The 24396-nt window shown below is 44.3% G+C and carries 22 protein-coding genes; 16 read left to right on the top strand and 6 right to left on the bottom strand.

The window, feature by feature from the left end; genetic code table 11:
• Nucleotides 1-137: 137 nt before the first annotated feature.
• The 7 genes from H540_RS0103300 (at nucleotide 138) to H540_RS0103270 (ending at nucleotide 7551) form a co-directional block, all read left to right on the top strand.
• The gene (locus H540_RS0103300; protein WP_028399405.1) at nucleotides 138-1121 is read left to right on the top strand and encodes an ABC transporter ATP-binding protein; all 984 of its coding nucleotides are present in this window, start codon (nucleotides 138-140) and stop codon (nucleotides 1119-1121) included.
• Entirely contained in the window at nucleotides 1118-1963 is an 846-nt protein-coding gene (locus H540_RS0103295) for an ABC transporter permease (protein WP_028399404.1), read from the top strand. The genes H540_RS0103300 and H540_RS0103295 overlap by 4 nt, the downstream gene beginning before the upstream one ends.
• A gap of 3 nt (nucleotides 1964-1966) precedes the next feature.
• On the top strand, nucleotides 1967-2752 hold the full coding sequence (locus tag H540_RS0103290) for an ABC transporter permease (RefSeq protein WP_028399403.1): 786 nt from the start codon (nucleotides 1967-1969) through the stop codon (nucleotides 2750-2752).
• Between the two features lie 18 nt (nucleotides 2753-2770).
• Complete coding sequence (locus H540_RS0103285) at nucleotides 2771-3823, top strand: polyamine ABC transporter substrate-binding protein (protein WP_028399402.1); 1053 nt, start codon at nucleotides 2771-2773, stop codon at nucleotides 3821-3823.
• Nucleotides 3824-3996: 173 nt separating this feature from the next.
• Nucleotides 3997-4650, top strand: a complete 654-nt coding sequence (locus H540_RS0103280; protein WP_028399401.1) for a phosphatase PAP2 family protein — start codon at nucleotides 3997-3999, stop codon at nucleotides 4648-4650.
• Between the two features lie 51 nt (nucleotides 4651-4701).
• Nucleotides 4702-6909, top strand: coding sequence for an MMPL family transporter (locus tag H540_RS0103275; RefSeq protein ID WP_028399400.1), 2208 nt, complete (start codon nucleotides 4702-4704; stop codon nucleotides 6907-6909).
• Nucleotides 6910-7107: 198 nt separating this feature from the next.
• On the top strand, nucleotides 7108-7551 hold the full coding sequence (locus H540_RS0103270) for a hypothetical protein (protein WP_028399399.1): 444 nt from the start codon (nucleotides 7108-7110) through the stop codon (nucleotides 7549-7551).
• Between the two features lie 271 nt (nucleotides 7552-7822).
• Here the strand turns inward: H540_RS0103270 and H540_RS0103265 are convergent, their stop codons facing one another.
• Nucleotides 7823-8410: a YitT family protein gene (locus H540_RS0103265; protein ID WP_051316977.1), complete on the bottom strand. Its 588-nt coding sequence runs from the start codon at nucleotides 8408-8410 to the stop codon at nucleotides 7823-7825.
• A 466-nt stretch (nucleotides 8411-8876) separates the two neighbouring features.
• On the opposite strand from H540_RS0103265, the gene H540_RS35105 reads away from it, so the two are divergent.
• Together H540_RS35105 and H540_RS0103260 are read left to right on the top strand one after the other, a co-directional pair.
• Entirely contained in the window at nucleotides 8877-9011 is a 135-nt protein-coding gene (locus H540_RS35105; RefSeq protein ID WP_281172449.1) for a hypothetical protein, read from the top strand.
• A 134-nt stretch (nucleotides 9012-9145) separates the two neighbouring features.
• Entirely contained in the window at nucleotides 9146-10051 is a 906-nt protein-coding gene (locus tag H540_RS0103260; protein WP_028399397.1) for an RluA family pseudouridine synthase, read from the top strand.
• A gap of 227 nt (nucleotides 10052-10278) precedes the next feature.
• Here the strand turns inward: H540_RS0103260 and H540_RS0103255 are convergent, their stop codons facing one another.
• The 5 genes from H540_RS0103255 to H540_RS0103235 all read right to left on the bottom strand — a co-directional run bounded on the left by H540_RS0103255 (nucleotide 10279) and on the right by H540_RS0103235 (nucleotide 16803).
• Nucleotides 10279-11064, bottom strand: coding sequence for a CAP domain-containing protein (locus H540_RS0103255; protein WP_028399396.1), 786 nt, complete (start codon nucleotides 11062-11064; stop codon nucleotides 10279-10281).
• A 161-nt stretch (nucleotides 11065-11225) separates the two neighbouring features.
• Entirely contained in the window at nucleotides 11226-12059 is an 834-nt protein-coding gene (locus tag H540_RS0103250; RefSeq protein ID WP_028399395.1) for a CAP domain-containing protein, read from the bottom strand.
• A 710-nt stretch (nucleotides 12060-12769) separates the two neighbouring features.
• Nucleotides 12770-14149 (bottom strand): (Fe-S)-binding protein, encoded by a 1380-nt coding sequence (locus H540_RS28880; protein WP_081414986.1) that lies wholly within the window; start codon nucleotides 14147-14149, stop codon nucleotides 12770-12772.
• A complete protein-coding gene (gene glcD / locus H540_RS0103240; protein WP_028399394.1) occupies nucleotides 14149-15558 on the bottom strand; it encodes a glycolate oxidase subunit GlcD in 1410 nt (469 codons plus the stop codon). The genes H540_RS28880 and glcD overlap by 1 nt, the downstream gene beginning before the upstream one ends.
• A gap of 132 nt (nucleotides 15559-15690) precedes the next feature.
• Nucleotides 15691-16803 carry a CdaR family transcriptional regulator gene (locus H540_RS0103235; RefSeq protein ID WP_028399393.1) on the bottom strand — a complete coding sequence of 371 codons (1113 nt, stop codon included), beginning with the start codon at nucleotides 16801-16803 and terminating at the stop codon, nucleotides 15691-15693.
• A 126-nt stretch (nucleotides 16804-16929) separates the two neighbouring features.
• On the opposite strand from H540_RS0103235, the gene H540_RS0103230 reads away from it, so the two are divergent.
• The 7 genes from H540_RS0103230 to H540_RS0103200 all read left to right on the top strand — a co-directional run bounded on the left by H540_RS0103230 (nucleotide 16930) and on the right by H540_RS0103200 (nucleotide 24053).
• Nucleotides 16930-17895 (top strand): YncE family protein, encoded by a 966-nt coding sequence (locus H540_RS0103230; RefSeq protein ID WP_028399392.1) that lies wholly within the window; start codon nucleotides 16930-16932, stop codon nucleotides 17893-17895.
• Nucleotides 17892-18563 carry a response regulator transcription factor gene (locus H540_RS0103225; protein WP_028399391.1) on the top strand — a complete coding sequence of 224 codons (672 nt, stop codon included), beginning with the start codon at nucleotides 17892-17894 and terminating at the stop codon, nucleotides 18561-18563. The genes H540_RS0103230 and H540_RS0103225 overlap by 4 nt, the downstream gene beginning before the upstream one ends.
• Nucleotides 18564-18567: 4 nt before the next feature.
• Entirely contained in the window at nucleotides 18568-19956 is a 1389-nt protein-coding gene (locus H540_RS0103220) for a sensor histidine kinase (RefSeq protein ID WP_034670254.1), read from the top strand.
• Between the two features lie 351 nt (nucleotides 19957-20307).
• A complete protein-coding gene (locus H540_RS28875; protein WP_281172452.1) occupies nucleotides 20308-20997 on the top strand; it encodes a FadR/GntR family transcriptional regulator in 690 nt (229 codons plus the stop codon).
• Between the two features lie 192 nt (nucleotides 20998-21189).
• On the top strand, nucleotides 21190-21906 hold the full coding sequence (locus tag H540_RS0103210; protein WP_028399389.1) for a (Fe-S)-binding protein: 717 nt from the start codon (nucleotides 21190-21192) through the stop codon (nucleotides 21904-21906).
• Nucleotides 21907-21918: 12 nt separating this feature from the next.
• On the top strand, nucleotides 21919-23343 hold the full coding sequence (locus tag H540_RS0103205; protein ID WP_028399388.1) for a LutB/LldF family L-lactate oxidation iron-sulfur protein: 1425 nt from the start codon (nucleotides 21919-21921) through the stop codon (nucleotides 23341-23343).
• Entirely contained in the window at nucleotides 23343-24053 is a 711-nt protein-coding gene (locus H540_RS0103200; RefSeq protein ID WP_028399387.1) for a LutC/YkgG family protein, read from the top strand. Before H540_RS0103205 ends, H540_RS0103200 begins: the two co-directional genes overlap by 1 nt.
• Nucleotides 24054-24396: the final 343 nt, after the last annotated feature.

Below are 24396 nucleotides of genomic sequence, written 5' to 3'. Positions count from 1 at the left end.
TGACCGCTTCTGCACGTCTTTTAATCTCTCCCCGCTATGAAAAGACAGTTTTTTTATTCACTTGTATATAGCATTGGCGCATTCTACTTATAGTTCATACAAATGCATGAAAAATATGAGATAGATAGGAAGAGCTGATGAAACAGATAATTGAAATTGAAGCGATAGAAAAGCAGTTTGGGGATCATGTGATTATTCCGCCGTTGTCTCTGGATATTCAAGAAGGAGAATTCCTGACGATTCTAGGACCGAGCGGATGCGGAAAAACGACGTTGCTTCGCATGATTGCGGGGTTTGAGGCGCCGACTGACGGCACCATTTTATTGAGCGGGCAAGCAATCGAAAACTTGCCTCCTTATAAACGGGATATGAATTTAGTATTTCAGCATTACGCGCTTTTTCCGCATATGACTGTGGAAAAGAATGTCCGATTCGGTCTTCAAATGAAGAATGTTCCGGAGAAAGAGCAAAAAGAGCGGGCAGAAGAAGCGATGCGTTTGACGCAGCTTACTGAATTTCGCAGTCGCAAGCCTTCTCAGCTTTCCGGCGGACAGCAGCAGCGTGTTGCCATTGCGCGTGCCATCGTCAACAATCCGAAGGTGTTGCTTCTTGATGAGCCGCTCGGGGCGTTGGACTTTAAGCTTCGCAAAGATTTACAAAGGGAGCTGAAAAGTCTGCAGCGCAATTTGGGCATTACGTTCATTTATGTGACGCACGATCAGGAAGAAGCGATGAGCATGAGCGATCGAATTGCGGTGATGAATCAAGGACGCATTGAGCAAATTGGTGCGCCAAAGGAAATTTATCATGAACCGAAAACGATGTTTGTGGCAACGTTCATTGGTGAGAATAATATTTTTGCAGACGGAGACGCTTGTGTGGCGATTCGTCCGGAAAAGGTGAAGGTGCGTCCTTCTGAAGAACCGAATGCGCTAGGCTATCGTCTTGGCCGTATTGAAGATACGGAGTTCATTGGGAATGCCGAGAAGCTATATATTCGGGATACGGCAACGGCAGAACTGATAGTTGCGTACCAGCAAGGGGAGGAATCCCGTCATTGGCATATCGGTGACTTTGTATATGTCGGCTGGAGCAAAGAGGACGAGGTGACTTTGCGTTGAGGAAGGGGAAATGGCTGGCGCTGCCGGCAGCTGTCTGGTTACTTGTATTTTTCCTCGTTCCTTTGTTGGCTGTAATGGTATTTTCGTTCTTTCAAAGAGGAACGTACGGTGAAATTGTAATGACCTTTACGCTTGAAAATATTAGCCGTGCATTTGATTCCTTGTACATAAGTGTTCTGTGGGAAACGCTGAAAATTGCAATTGTCACGACGGTTCTTTGTCTTTTGATGGGCTACCCGTTTGCGTATACAGTAACCGTAGTAGACCGGAAATGGCAGCCTCTTTTGCTGCTGCTTGTCACGATTCCGTTTTGGATTAACTTTCTTGTGCGTTCCTATGCATGGATTGTCATTCTGCGCTCGCAAGGATTGGTAAATACGGTTCTTTTAAATCTAGGCGTGATCGATGAGCCTTTAAAGCTCTTGTATAATACACCTGCAGTTATTCTGGGCATGGTTTATTCTTTGCTTCCATTTATGATTTTGCCTGTTTACGCTTCCATCGAACAGCTCGATAAGCGAAAGCTGGAGGCTGCATACGATTTAGGCGCTTCGCCGCTTCGCGCGTTTTGGCATGTTACGCTGCCCATGACGATGTCCGGTGTTGTGACGGGTTCTATTCTCGTATTTGTATCTTCTATCGGCATGTTTGTAGTCTCGGACGTTATGGGCGGTTCTAAAGTATCATTAATCGGGAATGTAATTCAAAATCAGTTTTTAGGCGCGCGCGACTGGCCGTTTGGCTCTGCGCTTTCGCTTGTAATCGTGTTATTCTCCATTTTGCTCATTTATTTGTATTATCGCGCAGCAAAAGTATACAACTATGAGAGTAAGGGGGAATAACGGATGAAGAAGTTTTTAGTAACCTATTCCTGGCTCGTGCTGCTGTTTTTATATTTGCCGATGATGGTGCTGGTTGTGTACTCATTTAACGATTCACGCATCAATGCACAGTGGAAGGGCTTTACGCTTCATTGGTACAGCGATTTGCTTCAAAATTCAGATGTCATCAGCGCCTTTATCAACAGTCTCGTCATAGCACTGGCTGCGACTCTTCTGGCGACCGTGATGGGAACGCTTTGTGCCATCGCACTGCACCGGTATACATATCGCTTTAAGCATGCGCTGGGTGGTCTTGTATATTTGCCGATTCTTGTTCCGGATATTTTAATGGGCTTGTCGCTTTTGATTTTATTCAGCCAGCTTCAGCTGGAACTTGGGAAAATGACGATTATTCTCGCTCATGTTACTTTCAGTATTTCCTTTGTTGTTGTAATTGTATCAGCGCGGCTTGCCGGCATGGGAAGAGAATTGGAGGAAGCGGCAAATGACCTCGGCGCAACTCCGTGGCAAACATTTCGCTACGTTACGCTGCCGAGCTTAATGCCTGGCATTGTATCAGCGGCATTGCTGACGTTTACTTTGTCAATTGATGATTTTGTTATCAGCTTTTTCGTTTCCGGACCAGGTTCCACGACGCTGCCGCTATATATTTACAGTATGGTAAAGCGCGGTATTACCCCGGAAATCAATGCACTTTCTACAATTTTAATTGTGTTGATTGTAGGACTTATGATTGCATCTGAACTGTTCCGGAGCAAAGGAACAAGTAGCAGAAGATTGCCGTTATAGATTAAAGGAGGGGTTTTTATGAAGTGGCTGAAAATAGCAGCTGGTGCTGTGCTTAGCTTTACGTTAATCGGCGGTGCATTGGCGGGGTGCGGAGAAAAGAAGGAAGAGCTTAATATTTATAGCTGGGCAGATAACTTTGATGATCAAGTTCTTAAAGATTTTGAGAAAAAGTACAATGTGAAAATAAACTATGACAAATATGCAAGCAACGAAGAGATGCTGGCGAAGCTTCAAGCGGGCGGGGCGAAATATGACTTAATTCAGCCGTCCGATTACATGGTGGCAACGATGATTAAGTTGAAGCTGCTCGAACCGTTAAACAAGGAAAATATCCCGAACCTCGGCAATCTTAGTTCTACTTTCCAAACACCGCCGTATGATCCAGGCAATAACTATTCTCTTGTATATACTTGGGGTGTAACTGGGATTGCTTATAATAAGAAATATGTAAAAGAGGCTCCGACAAGCTGGAACGACCTTTGGGATCCGAAATATAAAGGCCGCGTTGTGATGCTGAATGACTCTCGTGAAGTGCTGGGGATGGCGCTGAAAAAGAATGGATTTTCTAACAGCACGAAAAACGAAGGTGAGATTAAAACAGCTTACGAGGACTTACAAAAGGTGCTGCCGAACGTTCTTGCATTTGATACGGATAACATCAAGCAAAAGTTTATTGCGGAAGAAGCGTGGATCGGGACAGTTTGGTCCGGTGATGCGGCCTTCATCGCAAAGGATAATAAGGATGTAGAATATGTTGTGCCAAAAGAAGGCGGCACGATTTGGGCAGATACCCTGGCGATTCCAAAAGGCGCCAAGCATAAGGTGCTCGCCGAGAAATTCATTAATTACTTAATGGATTCAAAGGTAAGCGTGAAGAATTACGAATCAATCGGATATAGCAACCCGAATGAGAAGGCGTATCCGCTTCACAGCAAAGAATACCGGGATAATCATATGATTTTCTTAACCAAGGAAGAGCTGGGGCGTACAGAGTGGCTCGTTGATGTAGGAAATCAGACTCGTGTATACGATGAATATTGGACAAAGCTTAAGACGGGTAAAGAAAAATAAAAAGAGACTCGGGATCTTATTGAACAGCAGACAGTTTACGAACGTTTAGAGAAGGAACAATTAAAGGACGCGATTTCTGCAAGAAATCGTGTTTTCATTTATGGATGGGGAAATATAAAATTTCGGGAATATGTCTAGTGTAGCCTTCGCTTTTTTTGATAGGAGAGAGTGAAATGAAACGATATATAAATAAACATACATATGCAATAGCCTTTATACTCGTATTTCTTACGTTTGCCGGATTAATCATGACAAAAATTATGAACAAAGAAGCGGTGTTCGTCGATGTATGGATGAAGGGACGCTTGCAGTCGCTGCAAGGGGAAGGCGGTATTTCATTTTTTGAAGCGATTACAGAACTTGGTTCGGGAATCGGGATTGTAGGTACGCTTTTGTTAAGCTCCATTTGGCTTTGGAGAAAAAAGAGGTATCCGACCATTATCGCATTTATATTGGCAGTGGCAGCTACACGTATTGTTAATAAAGTGCTGAAAGCAATTGTTGCGAGAGAACGGCCTTCTCTAAATGCAGCGGTAGATGGACTTGGATACAGCTTTCCGAGCGGGCATGCGATGCTAAGCATTGTCACATACGGATTTTTGGCGGCTGTCATTATCATCCAAGAAATGGGAAAAGCTAAAAAAGCAATTGTCCTATTGTTGGCAGCTTTGCTTATTCTTTTAGTCGGTCTTAGCCGTATTGTGTTATCAGTTCATTATCCATCAGATATCCTTGGCGGCTACTGCATGGGAGGGATGATGTTTATTTTGTTTTTATATGTGAACGCCTATGCACAGCGCTGGCAGCGAAGCAAGAGCGCTGCTTAGTGAACTTTTTGCCGTCTCTCTTATATAATCGTTTTGAGGAGGGAAAAATTCATGAAAACAACTGTTGCAAAAAGGGATGCATGGGGGGGCATCGGCCTCTTTATTCACCGGTTTCGCTTCGCCTTCATTTTGCTTGTCTTGGCATTTGCCGTGGCTCTCGCTTTTTTTGCACCGAGACTTCCCTCAATATTAGGGGGAGACGGCTTTAAAACAAAAGGTGATTATCAAACAACGAGAAAGATTTTAGAAGAGGATTTTAAGCAGTCTCAGGATACACTGTTTCTTGTTTTTCAAAAAGAGAAAGGCGCGTCGGAGCAGCAATTTACGGATGAAATCAGAAGAATTGTCCAAAAGGTTGAGTCATCCGAAAGCTATGCTTCTTTTCGGCATCCGTTACATAATCCGGCGATGAAAAAGAGTGACATTGCTTACGCGACAATTTTATTCAAAGGAAAAACAAATAAAGAATTGACGGACAATACGCTTGCTTTTGCCAAAAGTATTAAAAAAGAAAGCAATAAAATTGTCAAAGTATCGCCGACCGGCTTTGCGGTGATCAATGATGAAATCAATGCACGAAGTCAAAGCGATTTGAAAAAGGCGGAAATGATCGGACTGCCGATTGCCTTTCTTGTTTTGCTGTTTTCGTTCGGAAGGTTGATCGCATCTTTACTTCCAATTATAAACGGGATTCTCAGCGTAGTTGCGACAATGGGGATTTTATATTTTGTCGGTCAGCAAAAGGAGCTTTCGATTTTCGTCCTGAACGTGGCGCCGATGATTGGCTTTGCGCTGTCCATTGATTTTGCTTTATTGTTTGTCAATCGCTTCCGCGAGGAGCTTGAGAAAAGGGAGATTGGCGAAGCGATTGCCGTTACTTATCAAACAGCAGGCCGTTCGATTGTTTTTTCCGGACTTTGTGTATTTGTAGGTCTTTCGGGATTGTTCTTTTTCAAAATCGATTACATACAATCCGTTGCAATCAGCGGCATGATCGTTGTTGTGATGAGCATTTTGTTTTCGCTTACGGTTTTGCCTGCCGCTTTGTCCATAATCGGGAAACGTCTGGCGCGCCGGACAAAGTGGAGCGAAAGCAAATCGGCAGGCGCTTGGCGCACATTTGCAAATTTTGTGATGAAGCGTCCTGTTATGATGGTTGTTGCTGTGCTGGCTGTTATTTTCGTTTGTTTGCTGCCATTGCGCGGTGCGGATTTTCAGTTTCCTGGGGTCGAATCCTTACCGGAAACGAGCGACGCGCGCATCTCCCATGAACGGTATGAAAAGGAGTTCAACAATATTGTTAAGATGCATGCAGATGCAACGATTGTCGTTGAGATGAACGGCAATGTAACAGAAAAAGAAAACTTGGCGGCGCTTGATCGGATCGTGAAGAAGCTGCAGCAGGATAAAGCTGTATACAAAGTGACAAGCGTATATGAGGCGCTGAACAATATGCCAAGCGATCAGTTATACGGAATACTGCAATCGCCGCAAAAAGGACAGGTGCAGCCCGCAGTTGAAGCATATACGAATAAGAACCGCACCTTTATTCAAGTGGCGCTGCAAGCGAAGCCAAAGGCGGCAGTAGCGAAGCGGTGGGTGCGGGATTTCAAAAAGAATTATAAGCAAGAAGGAATTACGTATTATGTAGGCGGACTTACAAAATTTGAACAGGAGCTGCAAGATGAGATTATTAACAAAATCGCTCTTGGCATGGCGGTGATTCTCGGTTCAACCTTCTTGATTTTAATGATTGCGTTTCGGTCTCTGCTCATTCCGTTAAAGGCCATTGTCATGAACATTCTAAGCTTAAGCGCGACAATTGGAATCATTGTCTGGCTCTTTCAGGGCGGCCGGTTTGGTCTTGAGCAAAGCACGGTGATGTTTGTGCTTCCTGTATTTATTTTTGGTCTTGTATTCGGGCTCAGCATGGATTATGAGGTCTTTTTAATCTCGAGAATGTATGAGCTATACAATGAAACACGGGATAATAATTATGCAACGCTCGAAGGTCTTGTTTCGACAAGCCGGATCATTACATCAGCTGCTTTAATTATGATTGTTGTAACAGGCGCATTTGCGTTTACCGATATCTTGCCTGTGCAGCAAATGGGACTAGGTGTTGCATTGGCTATCTTTTTAGACGCTACTGTCGTGCGGCTGCTGCTCGTTCCAAGCTTGATGAAGCTGTTTGGAGATTGGAACTGGTGGTTCTTTGCAAAGCAGAAGGTGCAAAAAGAAGCGAAAAGCGGAGCATGAACCGGCGTCCATACGCCGTTTGTGATAAGCCGGAGATACTCTCAAACTGTATATATTCTTTCATTTAATTCGGCGCAGGAAAAAATGTCTGCAAGGAAGCAGTTTTGCAGCGTATGCGAAGACTTTATGAATAGAGTTCCCTCACTTTTGCCAATAGTATGTGGTAAGGAGATTTCTTACAAGAATGGGTGAGGGCAGATGTTTCGGTATTTTAAGTTCAAGCTGAATGACACAGTGCAGTTTGCACAAAACGATGGACATATCTACCGTATCGTCGGTTATCGTCTGGAAAAGGGATTTTATCCGCAGGATGAGTGGACGCATATTGTATATGAATTGCTGCGGGAATTTGACAGTTATACGATGGATGCGGAAGAGGACGAGCTTGTAAAGGTTGTGCAGGTAGAGGATGAATACTATAAAATCAATGACATGTGGGGCTACAGTTATCCGGTAAAGGTGAAGAATATCAAAAAGACGCCCGTAGCTACGCCTCAGGAGCAAATTGATTCCTTGCTTGATGCTTATAATGACTACAGAAGATTGGCTTCATTTTTCAACGATTTGTCTTATGAGATTAAGGCGGAAGAAATGCTCGGCAAAATGAAAGAAGTCCGTCATGAAAAAAGTCCGCCTGCGTGAGGCGGACTTTTTTCATGACGGCTTCGTGACGAGCCGTTCCATATTTCTTTGACACTTTTGAAACCCATGATGCTCACGGTAATCACACAAAAAAACCTGCATGCTTAGTAAAAAGATACAGGAGAGGGCGCTTCAAAGTGTTTGACCGTTACCATACTCGGCAGGTTCGCTATGCCCATATAAAAAACGCAGCACGAGTTTCTCACGTGCTGCGTTTGTCGGTATTGTCCAGCTTCCCCGGCAGCGCCTGGGCAAGCCGGTTCCGCTTTTCTTATATATATGCTTCTTCAGCAGAATCTTTCTTATGATACGCCATTACCAAATCCGTAATATAAGCACACACAGCAACGGATAAGACAGTATAAGCGATTTGGTTCCAGTTCAAATAAATAAGCGATACAGCTAAAACAATGCCGTCAAATAAAAAGTAAACTTTTCCAACTGAAAGACGAGATATTTTGCTTACAATCAGTGATAAAATATCGTCTCCTCCTGTAGCACCGCCGTATCTCAAGATCAGACCAAGACCAAATCCTACAAGAACGCCGCCGATAACGGCTGCGATAAATAAATGTCCGGATAGATTGATCTTAAACGGTGAGTAACGTTCCATCAACGCATAAAAGAAGGAGAAGGATGCCGCTCCGATAATCGTCTTAATCGCCAATCGTTTGCCCAGTAATCTTGAACCAAGTAAGATTAAAGGAATATCGAGCAGGAGAGTGGTGATAGACGGGGAGACATTGAAGAATTGCTTCACTAATAAAGCAATACCAATAAATCCGCCTTCTGCCAGATTGTTTTGCACGTGAATGTGGTAAAATGCTGCTGCTAATACAAATGAACCGAATACTATCATACTTACTTCTCGCCAACGAATCCATTTCATAGTTATTCCTCTTTCGCAGTTAGTTTTTTATTATTTCAGAAACTAACTACGCCATATATAGAAAGAGCAGACGCTCTTTATGTGCAGTTAGTTTCACAACTAACTGCGCTGCTATATATAACAGAAGGAATAACAAGGCCGTTGATCCAACATAATTTCGCCCACTTTCGTTTTTGTTTACCTAGATGGACTCAGTAAACAGAAACGCTAAGTGTAAGACAAATCTCGACGTTGCCAGATGCTCCTTCGAGCAAGCATGGTATCAAAATCCTTTCTGTATAAGATATATTCTTATTTTATCATATGACTGAAGGCCTGCAGAAAGAATCTGTCTCCTTTACGAAAATTTAATAAAATATTAAAATATAACAAAAAAATTAGAATGATGCAAGTGAAAAAGTAATAAATGTTAATGTAATATTTGTGAAAACGTTATGTGAGTATTTACCAAGAGTATATAAAGACGACAGTGATGAAGAAGCGCGTGAAAAAATGCACAACTGCCGATCCGAAGCTGCCGTTAGTTATCGAGTTGGCTGAAATTCATCGGCAAGCATGTGAAGGAGTTTAAAGAAAAGGGCTCGTGTGGAAACGAGCCTTTTTTTTATGTACAATAGGGAAGTATAAAATTCCGGAGTATGTTTAGCTTCGCTTGAGCGAGCCGGTGCGCTTTTCTTATATAATAAAGAGAGCAAGGTGATAAGAGTGTATACAGAGAAGCGAGGGGAATGGTGCTTCGTTATTGTTCCTGCTGCTTGGAGCAGGAAAACCATTGAAACAATTTTAAAAGAAGAATGGCAGGTCCCGAAAAAGCTGCTGCATCAATTTCGGATGGAAAAAGCTGTCTTATATAACGGAGAAGCTGTGCGATGGACGGAGGCTGTAAAAGAGGGAGATACGCTGCAGGTATGGCTGTTTCCGGAAGAGGTGTACGGCATAGAACCGGAGTACATAGAGGCTGACATCGTGTATGAAGATGATCATGTTCTAATTGCAGACAAGCCGTATGGTATGGATACGCATCCGTCGGAAAAGGGGGGCAAAGGTACGCTTGCAAACGCCGTCGCTTTTCATCTCCAGACAGAAGGCATTCATACAAAGGTGCGCCACATTCATCGTTTGGATAAGGATACGACAGGAGGTGTCGTATTCGCAAAGCACGCATTGGCAGGAGCCATCATGGATCGGCTGCTGACGGAGCGCAAGATTAAACGTACATACTGGGCGCTTGTAGAAGGAAAAGTAAAGAAGGGGCAAGGAAAAATTGACGAACCGATTGGTCGTGACCGCCATCATGCCACGAGAAGAAGAGTCTCGCCTAAGGGAGATCCGGCAGTTACATATTACAAGGCGGTGCGTTATCTTCCTAAGCAAAACATAACTTTAGTCGAACTGGAGCTGGAAACAGGAAGAACACATCAAATTCGCGTTCATATGAGCCATCTCGGACACCCGCTCATAGGAGATACGCTGTACGGCGGCCATACTTCGCTCTTAAAACGGCAAGCGCTGCATGCAGCACGCATTCGCTTGCTTCATCCGATTACACATGAACAGATAGAAGTGGAAATTCCGCTGCCGGCAGACTTAAAAAAGTTTATTCAAATGTAAATGAGCTTTTTCATTAAAATAAAAAAATCGGCTGTTAAGCCGATTTTTTTTTAAATGTAAGAAAGTATGGAGCTTGGGGAAAAGCTGCGCCGTCTCCGCTTTCCTTGATGTCTAGCTCCGCCGGCTAGGCGCTGCCACCAGAGAACCTCGCCCGCACAAAAGCAAAAAGCGCTTTTGAGGGGCGAGAACCTCTGGTTCTGCGCCTGAGCGAGCCGTCTCCGCTTTCCTTATTTCCTGACAAACATTTGTACCCAGCAGTTTTTTCCCGTTGTGTGTCCTACGCCGATATGCGTATAGGAGCTGTTCAGGATGTTAGCACGGTGGCCCGGGCTGTTCATCCAATCTGTTACAACCTGCTGTGCGCTTCGTTGGCCTTTTGCGATATTTTCTCCGGCAGAACGAAACGTGATGCCAAAGGATCTTAGCATGTCAAAAGGAGAACCATACGTCGGGCTTAGGTGAGAGAAATAGCCCTTGTTTTCCATATCAAGCGCTTTTGTGCCTGCTACGCTTGATAAAGAAGTGTCCATTATTAAATCGGATAGACCGGCTTTTCTTCGCTCTGCGTTTACGAGGTCCACGACCTGCATCAGTGTGCTGTCAATGGGGGCAATATTGGAGCTAGGAGTAGGCGGAGTCGGAGCTGGTGTTACTGTATCCGGAATTGCTGGAGCCGGTGTTGTTGTTTTTGGCGATGTCGTATTCGGTGTTGTCGTATTTGGCGCCTGCGGCTGTGCCACCCTTGGATTGTAGCCATAATAATTGCTAGGATAACGGTTGTAACGCTCCCTTGTATAGCGATTCAAATCCTGATCAGCCGTATTCGTATTCGGTGTGGCTGAAATCGGACGCATTGTAATATATCCTCTACCTGTATTTACTACCTTTTTTGTGGCTGAATCATTTATTTTACGATTTTCTTGACTCGTTTTGGTTCCTACATTACAGCCGCTTAAAAGAGATAAAGAAAGCGCCAATGCTGTTACGCCTGTTATGAGACGAGATTTCTTCATAATGATGCCCTCCTTTTAGGATAAGAGTTATCCTTTATAGTGTTGCTATTTGGCTGAAAAGCATGTTTAGCAATAATTCACATGAAAGGAAGGGGTGTGCAGTATAAAGAAACGAAATATGTATACAATAAAAAAACCTCCCATAAAAGGGAGGCTATCGCTTATTTTGAAATGAACTCTTGTGTCCAGATGTTTTTGCCTTCTACATACCCCACACCGATATACGTGTAAGTGTTGTTCAAGATGTTGGCACGGTGTCCTGGGCTATCCATCCAAGCTTTTACAACTTCTTCCGGTGTACGTTGACCCATTGCGATGTTCTCGCCTGCTGTACGGTAAGAGATACCGAATTGCTTCATCATATCAAATGGAGAACCGTAAGTCGGGCTGTTGTGATCAAAGTAGTTTTGATTGTACATATCTTGTGATTTCGCTTTTGCTACTTTTGATAGTGTTGAATCCACTTTCAACGCAGGAAGACCCGCTTTTGCACGCTCTGCGTTTGTTAAATCCACAACGCGCTGCTCATATTGGCTAAGTGAGCCAGCAGCCGGAGCTGTTGTCGGTTTAGATGTTGTAGTTGGTTTAGATGCTGTAGTTGGTTTAGATGCTGTAGTTGGTTTAGATGCTGTGGTCGGTTTAGATGCTGTTGTCGGTTTAGATGCTGTTGTCGGTTTAGATGCCGGAGCCGGAGCTGTTGTCGGTTTAGATACCGGAGCCGGAGCCGGAACTGGTGTCACGTTGTCTGTTGGTGCGTTGCCGCTTGGCTGAACGATAATTGGTTTCCAATCAATTTGATGCTCAGCAAAGAACTTCGTGATAAATTCCTGCAAATCTGCTTGATTCATAGGTTGATATAAACAGTTAAGTGGTGCTGAGAATGTTACCTTTTGAATGTTAGCCGGCTGGATCGTTTCAGCCTTCGCATGATTCCCTGTTGCACCGAATGTAAAAGCAGTTGCTGCTGCCAAAGATAATAAAAGAGTTTTTTTCATGTTAGTACCTCCTGAAAGTATTTGTTTCTTTTATATAGAAACGAATGTTTTCGGTATGGTTATTTGTTATTTGCCAACCGTTGTTGCTGACAAACTCATAGTAACATAGTTTGCTAGGAAGAAAAGATGGAAAACTTTTCTTACGATAGTTTTTTTCCGTCTTTTTCCTAAAATCCTGATTTTGAAATACGATATAAAAGCGAATTTTTTCGTTTTCAAAATGAGACATAGTAAGGTGTTGCAAATAAATGAAAGGAAAGATACTCCAAAAAAACGAAGTATTTCTTGATAGAATAGATGGATAAAATTTCTAGAGTTAAAGTTGAAAAAAGGCGCAAAATAAGGGTTTTGAAGGTGTAAGGAGGGATAATTATGGAAAGTTTTTAACATGTTTGTAACATTGCTGTCGCTTTTGTTAACAATGCGGTAACATAGCGTTAATATTGCAACATGAACGAAAAAAGGCATCTCTAAGGAGGAGATGCCTTTTGTACTATATACAAGTGAATAAAAAAAACGTTGATAGTGGGGAGAGATTAAAAGACGTGCAGAAGCGGTCAAACCTTTGGTTCAGGCAAAGGTAAATCAGAGCGAAGAAGCATGCCATACTCCCTTTTGGTTGCACATAGCACATGGAAATGTCGAAATTATCATTCACTCATATATAGAATAGGAAATCATATAAAAAACGGTATGTCTAGCTTCGCCGGCTAGGCGCTGTCACCAGAGAACCTCGCCCGCTCCGCTAATGCGTCTTTTTCCTGTTTTTCTGTATACTCAACTGCTTCTAGCAGGAAATCTACGATGTGCACGGCTCTCATTTTACTTGCGAGACCTTCCCGCTCGATGCCGAGCTTCATTTGCAGCAAGCAGCCAGGGTTAGCGGTAACAATCGTTGTCGCGCTTGTTTCATGGACGCGCTCCATTTTATAGTCTAAAAATTGCATAGAGAGTTCAGAGTGAACAATATTGTAAATGCCTGCAGATCCGCAGCAGCGGTCTGCATCCTTCATCTCGCGGTAATTTGCACCTTCAATTGCTTGCAGCAGCATACGAGGCTGTGCAGCTGTTTTTTGCACATTACGCAAGTGACAGGAGTCTTGGTATGTCGTGATCTGCACCGGCAGCTGCAGTTTCCGTTTATGGAAATCAAGCGCCACAAGAATAGCGGAAATGTCTTTAATTCTTGCTGTGAATTGCTTTGCGCGCTCTGCCCACTGCGGCTCATCTTTTAATAAGTAGTCATAGTCCACAAGGTACGCACCGCAGCCGCCGGCGTTTGTAATAATATAGTCAACGCCGAGGTCTTCGAATGCCTTGATATTTTTCTTTGCCAATTCTCTTGCGCCGCTCTTTTCGCCGGCATGACCGTGAAGCGCGCCGCAGCAGTTTTGTTCTTTCGGAATGACAATGTCACAGCCCGCAAGCTGCAACAGCTTCATTGTGGCGTTGTTTGTTTCCAAGAACATCGTGTCCATCAAGCAGCCTTTAAAGAAGGCTACGCGCTTACGCTTCGGAGCTTGGGCAGGCAAGAATTCCGGCCGGTTTTTCATTTCCTTCATTGTCGGCACCTTCGGAAGGACGCGCTCTATAGTTGCCAGCGTTTCCGGGAACAAGTTCATGATGCCCGTTTTGCGCGTTACTGTTTGTAAACCGGAACGCTGATAAAGACCGAGAAGACCAGTCATCGTTCTCATGCGGTTTTGATGAGGGAACAACTCATTAAATACAAGTTTGCGTACTGCTTTTATAGGTGCGGAAAACTTTTTGTTTTGGTTAATAATGTCGCGCGCTTCTTCAAGCAAGTGACCGTATTTTACGCCGGACGGACAAACAGGCTCGCAAGCGCGGCAGCCAAGGCAGACGTTTAATGTATTTTCCACATCTTCATCCGGTTCAATCAAACCGTCTGCAACAGCCTTCATTAAAGCAATGCGTCCACGAGGGGAGTGAGATTCCTTATATCCGGATTGAATGTAAGTCGGGCAAGTCGGAAGACAGAAGCCGCAGCGCATGCAATTCAGCAGCTCATCTTCATCCATGCGCGCTTTAAATTCTTCTTGAATTTTTGCTTTATCTAGCGTTGTCATTATTCTGCCACCACTCTTTTGCGTGTATCCTTCGCAAATACTTTACCAGGGTTCATAATGTTGTTCGGATCGAATGCTTTCTTTATGGATTTCATCGCTTCGATGCCGGCACGGCCGAGCTTCAATTCCAAATAAGGGGCCTTCATCGCGCCTACTCCATGTTCGCCTGTAATGGTGCCGCCAAGCTCGACCGCTTTTTCAAAGATTTCTGCGAAAGCTGCTTCCACGCGGTGGATTTCATCTTGGTTGCGAACGTCAGTCGGGCAAGTAGGGTGAAGGTTGCCGTCGCCTGCATGACCGAATGTACAAATTTTTACGTTGTATTTTTGGGCAATTTCGTTTGTTGCACGTACCATTGCCGCCACTTTAGAACGAGGCACAGTCGCATCTTCTAAAATGGTTGTCGGAGCTAAACGAGCTAAGGCAGATAATGCATTACGGCGTGCTGTGCGAAGGGCTTCTGCTTCTGCTTCGTCCTTTGCGACACGAACATCCACAGCGTTTAGCGCTTTACAAACTTCTTCGATTTTCGCAATATCACGCTCTACCACTTCAGGCGGACCATCCTGTTCAATGAGAAGAACAGCCTGTGCTTCTGTCGGAAGACCGATTTGTGCATAAGCTTCCACTACTTCAATTGTAGGCTGGTCTAAGAACTCGAGTGTTGTCGGGATAATTCTGTTAGCGATAATTGCAGAAACAGCACGAGCTGCATCTTCAATATCTTCATACAGCGCTAAAATCGTTTTCTTCGTTTCCGGCATAGGAATCAATTTCAAAATCGCTTCTGTTATAATTCCAAGCGTGCCCTCAGAGCCGACGAATAGGCGGGTTAAGTCATAGCCTGCCACATCCTTTGCAAGCTTTCCGCCTGTGCGAATGATATCGCCGTTTGGAAGAACGATTTCAAGTCCCATCACGTAATCGCGTGTTACGCCGTATTTCAAGCCGCGTAAGCCGCCGGAGTTTTCATTGATGTTGCCGCCGATTGTAGAAATTTTCATGGAGCTTGGATCCGGCGGATAGAACAAGCCCTTTTCTTCAACCGCGTTAATCATATCAAGCGTAACAACACCTGCTTGCACTGTTGCCGTCAAGTTGTCTTCGTCAATTTCCAAAATGCTGTTCATATGTCTGAAGATGATGACGATTCCGCCTTCTACAGGACAGGTTCCCCCACAAAGATTCGTTCCTGATCCGCGAGGGACGACCGGAATTTTGTGTTCATTGCATATTTTTAAAATTTCGGCTACCTCTTGTGTGCTGCGGGGAGATACAACCCCATCCGGCATGGATTGAAATTGAGGTGTTGCATCGTAGCTGTAAGTCAAGCGGCCCATATTGGATACATCCACGTTTTCTAAACCGACAATCGATGCCAACTTATCAATAATGTGCTGTTCTAGCATAATGAAAGTTCCCCCTTGTAAAGCATTTACAAATCTTGCTTACTGGCAATGCTGTGATATTGTGTTCTATATACTATAATAAAAAAAGCGAGGAAGCCTCGCTATGTGTAAATATCCAAAAGTAAAACGGTTTTAACGGATTTTTTTTGGATGATTATCCAGTAAAAGAGTGGCGAAATATAATGTGACAAGATCTTTAAAGGATTTTGGATTTAAACCGGTTATGTCCTCGATCTTCTTAAATCGATAATGAAGTGTATTAATGTGAATGTGAAGAAGCTCGGCTGTCGCTTTATACGATTGATTGTTATCAATGAACAGCTGCAGTGTCGCTAGTAATTCTTCTTCCTCATACATGTCTTCAATCGTTCTTTTTAAAAATTCACTTCGCGTGTAATCTGATATATCCTGCAAACACATTTCAAGACGCAAATCCTCGTGAAAGACAATTTCTTTCATTTGTACGGAAATATCAAGAGCCCGAAGCGCCTGGTCATACGAATTCGGCATGTTATGTGGTGAAACAGCTTGCCCTACGCCAATCGATAATGTAATGGAAAACAATGACTCGCAATCCTGCTTCAACCGCTTTAAATAAGGAAACAGCTCTTTTTTAGATTGCGGTGAAACGGTTTTAAGCAAAATAAATCGGTTATTCCCCCAGCGTACAAATAAATCTTGCTTTGGAAGCATGCCGTGAATGTGCTGCCAAAGCTTGCGCTGCAGCAAGGAGTCATCGCGGTTCATCGCTAAAATAATCAGTTGCTTCGGGTGGTCCATATCGATTCCAAGCGTTTTTGCACGGTCAAGGAACGTGGAAGACCAGTCGCGGCTTTGCAGCCAATCAAAGACAAATGCTTCGTAGGAGCGTTGCTCGAGCTCCAATTGCTCAACAAAATAATTTTCGTGAATAAGCAGCTCAGTCATCTTTCGGAGAATTTCACCGTACTGCGAGATATTTTCCGGAGCGCCTGTTATCCCGATTACGCCGATGACTTCATCATGGAACAAAAGGGGCAGATTAATCCCGGCCTTGACTCCAAGCAGCCGGTGCTCATCTTCTTTTGTAATAATAACGGTTTTCTTTTGCTGACAGCAAAGCAGCGCCCCTTCATGAAACGTGCCGAGGCGCGTTGAATCTGTACTGGCGATGATCATGCCGTTCACATCTATGATAATAATATGTTCATCAATGAGCCGCCGCACTTCGCGGACGATTTTCTTTGCCAAATCCGGAAAAAGCATGATGTCCACCTCTATTGTCAATCATTCTCTTCTTATTATATAGTGTGATGGAGCAAGAGCGAAATTTTTCACACATTCCACACAATTATTTGCTATTGTAAAGAAAAGTCGCAAGAGGTGAAGCTATTGAAGCGGTGGATGATACTTATACTGTTGGTTGTCGTGCTTGCAGGCTGTAATGCAGAAACATATACATCCGTTTCCTCTAAGGAACCCATTTTGATTACAACAAACATAAAAGAAGGAAGCATCAGCTTCATTGACACGAATTCAAATCGTGTACTGACGACATGGCATTTGAATAAGGCGATGATGGGCACAGTTTTATTTCCGGATGGCGATACGCTTGCCGTATATGGAAAGCAGCTGGAGAATGTATACTTATATTCCTTAAAAGACGGAAAGAAAATAGACGAGTGGAAGACAGGGAAGGGAATTGCCAACGCGCTTGTTTCATATAACGGTAAAGATGTCATTTTAGCGGACCAGCAAACCAATACAGTTAAGTTATATACAATAGAAGGAAAAAAGAAAGCGGAAATTTCTGTGGGGCATAGTCCGATGACAATGGTACAGGATGAAAAGCATGTATATGTGATGAATTTTCAGGATACAAAGCTGTCTGTCATCGATTGGGATAAGCAGAAGATTTCTGGTACGATGTCCATTCCGTTTTCTTCTATCGGTGCGCAGTTGTCAGGAAGCGAGCTTTGGCTTGGCGGCCACGGTAACGGAGAAGAAGTGAATGAGAGCGTTCATATTTATGATACAAACAGCAATCAGCTTATCCGCAGCATTCCTGCACCGTCTATGCCAATCAGCTTCGCTACAGATAATACGTACATTTATGTATTGAGCCATGGCTCTGCCACACTTCGCAAATTTAATGCAGCCACATATCATGAAGAAGCAACGCTTGAAGTAGGTTCCAACCCGTTTGCTGTGTCATTGGAAGGAAGCAATTTGTACGTAGCAAGCTATGACAGCAACGAAGTATATGTGATAGATACAAAAACCATGAAAGTCATCAAAACGCTTTCCGTGGGAAAAGGGCCATTTCACTTCACAGAACGAAAAGGGGAGAGAGCATGAAACGATATAATATACTAATCGTAGATGATGAAAGCGATATGCGGCAGCTTGTGGGCATGTATTTGGAAAACTCCGGTTATGCATGGGAAGAGGCGGAAAACGGTGTACAGGCTCTGCAGAAAATGAAGAAGCAATCGTTTGACCTGCTCATTTTGGATATGATGATGCCGGAAATGGATGGGATTGCGCTATGCAGGGAGATTCGCAAAAAATCGGATATCCCCGTTATCTTTTTAACTGCCAAGGGAGAAGAGTGGAATCGTGTAACCGGGCTGCGTACAGGCGCAGATGATTATATCGTAAAGCCGTTCAGCCCAGGCGAGTTGATTGCAAGGTTAGAGGCAGTGCTTCGCAGGTATACAAAAATAGAAGTGAAGAATGAGCAAAAATGGGGCCCTATTTTTATTGATGAAAAGGGCCGCCGTGTAGAAGTGGACGGAGAGGCCATTCCTCTTACTGTAAAGGAATTTGATTTGCTGCTGTTTTTATGTCAGCATAAGGGACAAGTATTCAGCCGCGAGCAGCTGTTGGAGAAAGTTTGGGGCTATGATTACGCCGGCAGCACAAGAACGGTGGATACACATGTGAAGACGATTCGATTAAAGTTCGGCAGCAGCGGAGATTATATTCAAACCGTATGGGGCGTAGGATATAAATTTGAGGTGTAGAGCTATGAAAAAATTGACTATGGTACAAAAGCTATGGCTGACAATTAGCTCTGTTGCCATCATTACCGTATCGTTTCTCTATTTTGTGTCCCTTTATTCTTATGAAAAGCTGTATGTGCAAAATGTAGAGGAAACGCTGACAAAAGAAGGAAAGCGTCTTGTAGCACAGTACAACAGTGAAGAAGGAATTGACGTTTTCTCAAAAAAGGTAGCAGATTTTAATACGTTATCGGAGGCGGACATTTTATTTGTAAGCAATCCGCGTGATTTAAGCGCATGCTTGCCGTTTGAAATTCAATATAACCCGATTATCAGCGAGGATGACCGTCAAAGGCTTTTGGACGGAGAAATCATTACAAAGTCTGGATACGAACCGCGGTTTGACAGACGTATTATGGGTACGGTCATTCCGGTGCTTCATGACAAAAAGCTTGTCGGTATTCTTTATTCCTACATTCCGTTAAAGGGTGTAAAGGATTTGATATTTGATCTTGGTTTTATTTTAGCGCCCCTTTCCATCCTGTTGATTGTTCTTACAGCTTGGATTGGACGGAAGATTGTTATAGCTGTCACGAAGCCGCTCTCTCAAATGGAGCGCATTTCTTATAAGATGTCCGAGGGCGATTTTACTGAACGCATCGAGATCCATTCCAACGATGAAGTGGGCAGACTGGCAGCAGCTTTCAATAGTATGGCTCGGGCTTTACAGAAGGAGGACTTGCAGAGAAAGGAATTTTTGGCCAACGTTTCACACGAACTGCGCACTCCTCTCAGTTATATGAAAGGGTACAGTGAGGCAATTATGGATGGGGTCGTGAAACCGGACGGGCAGCCAAAGTATATTGCGCTCATCCATAGGGAGGCGGGCCGTATGCAGCGCTTGGTTCATGATTTATTGGATTTGGCGCAGCTTGAGGGAGATTTATTCCCATTAAAAAAACAGCCTACCGTGTTTGCGCAGCTGATTGAAGATGAGCTGGAAACGTATGAGCCGAAGCTTGCGGAGAAACATATTGTTCTAAAGCAGGATTTAGACCCGGGTATCATTGCGAATATAGACGAAGACCGTATTCGGCAGGTCATTCATAATATTATGGACAATGCGATCCGCTATACGGTACAAGGCGGCATAACAGTTCAGTTAGAACGAGCAGGCAGCATGTGCAGAATGAGCATTGCCGATTCAGGCATCGGCATTCCGAAAGAGCATGTAGAGAAGCTCGGGGAACGGTTTTACCGTGTGGATAAAGCACGCAGCCGTCAAAAAGGCGGAACAGGTCTTGGACTTGCGATCGTAAAACAAATCATTGAAATACATGAAGGTACAATTCAGATTGAAAGCAAAGAGGGAAGAGGAACAAAAATTTTAATCGAGCTGCCGATTTTAGAATAGAGTAGTTTATATTTTTATATATGAGTGAATAAAAAAACCGGCTTTTGATAGTGGGGAGAGATCATCCGGCGACGTATAGAAGCGGTCAAACCCTTTTCGTGGTCCATGCAAGGAGAGAGAGGGAGCGAGTGCAGTTTCCCTTTTGTTCTACGTGGCAAACGATAGATATGTCGGAATAACAAAGTGGACTTATATAGATTTTTTGACAGCATCGATAAATTATTTGAGCTTCAGTGCATTTGCTACTACAATAGAAGGTATGAATTGAAACTTTGCCTCGTTTGGCGAGGATGTTGGGGTGGTGTTTTTCTGGAGTACAAATCTATTCGGCCGAAGAAAATATACGAAGAGGTGTCTGAGGCCATTTTATCCATGATAAAAGATGGTACGTTAAAACCAGGTGATAAGCTCTTGCCGGTTCATCAGCTGGCGGAGGAATTTCAGGTGGGCCGTTCTGCCGTGCGCGAGGCTCTCAGTGCGCTGCGTGCAATGGGACTAATTGAAATGCGTCAGGGAGAAGGAACGTACGTAAAGAGTTTTGAAGCTTCTGCAGTGACTTCATCGTTACATACAGCGATGCTCATGAAGCAAGAGGATATCGCGAATCTGCTTGAAGTGCGTAAAGTGCTGGAAGCGGGAGCGGTGCGGGCTGCTGCTTTAAGACGAACGGATGATGACATTGCCGAAATGGAGCGTTGGCTCAAAGAGATGAAGAGTGCTGTAGGAGACGAGTCAGCCGGAGAGGAAGCGGATTTTCGTTTTCATATGGCAATCGCCAAGGCTTCGCATAATGCTATTCTTCTTGAACTTATGAACCATGTGTCAGGTATGATTGCCGAAACGATTGGAGAAACGCGCCACATCGTGCTGTATGGGGAACAAACCACGACAGAAACGCTGGCGGAAGAGCACCGGGAGATTTTTGACGCAGTGGTCAACCAAATGCCTGACAAAGCGCAGCAATCCATGTTCGATCATTTAACGGGTGTAGAGAACATGCTGGAATTCATGCGCGAAAAAGAAAATGAGGAAAAACTGTAAGTCATATTTTTTATGATGTCAAAGCCTGTTTTCTTTGTTATAATAAGGACAGAAGAAAGCGTTTTCGAATAATTGTAAACAAAAAAGAAGATTCGTGTATGCCAATAGGGAGGAAACGATTCTTTCTTTTTCATCAAGTCATCAGATGACCAGATGAATGGTGGCGAGCAGAAATTGAGGGGGAAGTTTCAAATGAAAGTTACTTTGTTTGTTACTTGTTTGATTGACATGTTCCAGACGAATGTCGGAAAAGCGACTGTTGAATTGTTGGAGAGCTTAGGGTGCGAGGTTGAATTTCCCGAGTCGCAAGTTTGCTGCGGTCAGCCTGCATATAATAGCGGCTATGTAGAAGCAGCGAAGGAAGCAGCGAAAAATATGATTCGTACATTTGAGCATGCCGAATACGTTGTGACGCCGTCTGGTTCTTGTGCGACGATGTTTGTAGAATATCCGCATATCTTTAAAGGCGACCCGGAATGGGAGAACCGCGCAAAAGCGCTTGCTGACAAAACGTATGAGCTGACACAATTTATCGTGGACGTGCTGAAGGTAACAGATGTAGGAGCGAGACTGGAAGGAACAGCGACATATCACACATCCTGCCATATGACACGCCTGCTTGGCGTTAAGGATGCGCCTTTCACTCTTCTTTCTAATGTAAAAGGATTAAAAATCGAAAAGCTGCCAAATGCGCAAAACTGCTGCGGCTTCGGCGGAACGTTCTCGGTGAAAATGATGCCGATTTCCGAGCAAATGGTAGATGAAAAAGTGAACAGCGTGATGCAGACAGGTGCAGATTATTTAATCGGGGCGGATTGCGGATGCTTGATGAACATTGGCGGACGCATGGAGCGCTTAGATAAAAACGTACGAGTGCTGCACATCGCCCAAGTGCTGAACAGCCGCTGAGGGGGAATTATTATGTCTATGAAAACAAGCAATGAAAAATTTTATGATCGCATCGCGGAAGGCATTCAAGATCCTGTGATGCGCGGTGCTGTATCTTCTGCACAAGAGCGCTTATATACACGCCGTCTGTCAGCTGCGGATGAACTCGGAAACTGGGAAGAATGGCGCGAGCTTGGCGAGCAAATCCGCCAGCATACGCTAGAAAATCTCGATTATTATTTAATGCAGCTAAGCGAGAACGTATCCAAACGCGGCGGGCACGTCTTCTTTGCGAAAACAAAAGAAGAAGCTGCCGAGTATATTAAAAATGTTGCAGAAAAGAAAAACGCGAAAAAAGTGGTAAAATCCAAGTCTATGGTAACGGAAGAAATCAGCATGAACGAAGCGCTCGAAAGCATCGGCTGCGAGGTGGTGGAAAGCGACCTTGGCGAATACATACTGCAGGTTGACGACCATGAGCCGCCGTCCCATATCGTGGCGCCGGCGCTTCATAAAAATAAATCGCAAATTCGCGAAGTGTTTGAAGAAAAGCTTGGTTATACGGAATCTGAAGACCCGTATGAAATGACGAAATTCGTCCGTAAAATTTTACGTGAGAAATTTATGGAAGCAGAAGTGGGGGTAACGGGCTGTAACTTTGCCGTTGCCAACACAGGCTCCCTTTGCTTAGTTACGAATGAAGGAAATGCAGACCTTGTCATGTCCATCCCGAAAACGCAAATCGCGGTAATGGGGATGGAGCGTCTCGTTCCGACGATGGAGGAATTGGACGTTCTCGTCGGGCTGCTTTGCCGCAGTGCGGTCGGTCAAAAATTAACAAGCTACATTACAGTTGCCGGCCCGATTACTGAAGGTGAGGGAGACGGGCCGGAAGAGTTCCACCTCGTAGTTGTGGACAACGGCCGTTCTGAAATTTTAGGATCCGAGTTCCGGCAAGTGCTGCAGTGTATTCGCTGTGCGGCATGCATTAACGTATGTCCTGTATATCGTCATGTGGGCGGCCATTCTTACGGTTCTATCTACCCAGGTCCGATCGGTGCCGTGCTGACGCCGCTGCTTGGCGGTTATGATGATTACAAAGAGCTGCCGTACGCATCCAGCCTTTGTGCAGCTTGTACAGACGCTTGTCCGGTGAAAATTCCGCTGCATGAGCTTTTGCTGAAGCACCGTCAAGTGATCGTAGAAAAAGAAGGACGTGCACCGATGGCTGAAAAGCTGGCGATGAAAATGTTCGGAATGGGCGCATCCTCTGCGGCTCTTTACAAGCTTGGCTCTAAAATTGCGCCGGCGGCCATGAGTCCGTTCACATCGGGAGAACGTGTAACAAAAGGTGTAGGACCGCTGAAGAACTGGACGGATATTCGCGAGTTCCCGGCACCGAGCAAGGAACGCTTCCGCGACTGGTTCAAAGAGCATAAGAAAGGCGGGAACAACTAATGCAGGGAACCGTTCATAACCGAGATGCATTTTTAGATAATTTGGCAAAGCAGCTTGGCCGCAAGCGTAAAACAGAAGGCGTCAAACGTCCAGTTTGGAAAAATAATGTAAACTGGGATGTCCTCAAAGACTGCACAGAAGACGAGCTGCTTGAAATATTCAAGCAGCAATGCAGCAATATTCATACGACAGTCATCGAAACATCGAAAGAGCAAGTATCGGAAGACTTGAAGAAAATTATTGAAGAAAACGGCAGCGGCTCCATCATGACATCGCAAGACCCGCGTTTTGCAGAATACGGTTTAACAAGCTTGTTAAAGCAGGAACTGCCTGCTAATGGTGTCGACGTATACGAATGGGAAGCGGCGAAAAAAGAAGAGAACTTCAAAATTGCAGAACAAGCAACATTCGGTATCGTATTCAGCGATTACACATTGGCAGAATCAGGCACAATCGTTGTGCAGGCGCGTGAAGGCCAAGGGCGAGCGCTTCATTTCCTACCGAAGATTTACGTCGCAATCATTCCGCGCACCACAATCGTGCCGCGTATCACACAAGCGGTTCATGATTTGAACAACCGCGTGGAGAGCGGAGAAGCGCTATCTTCCTGCATCAACTTCATTTCCGGTCCGAGCAACTCGGCAGATATTGAAATGAACCTAGTTGTCGGCGTGCATGGTCCGTTGAAGGCGTATTATTTGGTAGTTTGATAAATAGGTAGAACGAGTCGGGGCCGACTCGTTCTTTTTTTATAGTTATTCCGCACTTATATAGCTGACCTGCAGATGCTGCGTATAGCTTGGCTGTTTCCTATATAAGTCCACTTTGTTGTTCCGACATATCTATCGTTTGCCACGTAGAACAAAGGGGAAACTGTGCTCGCTCTCTCTCCCTGCATGGGCTACGAAAAGGGTTTGACCGCTTCTACGCTTAGTCGGATGCTCTCTCCCCCTAAAAGAAAAGTTTTTATGTCGATTTTTTTAGTTGCATTTATATAAAAGAATGTGGCTGGAGTGCTGGTTAATCACCAGCTTGCCTGAGGTTGTCAAAAAA

This window comes from Ectobacillus panaciterrae DSM 19096 (assembly GCF_000430785.1).
In the GTDB taxonomy this organism is placed as follows: domain Bacteria; phylum Bacillota; class Bacilli; order Bacillales; family Bacillaceae_G; genus Ectobacillus; species Ectobacillus panaciterrae.
This window is presented reverse-complemented; position numbering and strand designations above follow the sequence as displayed.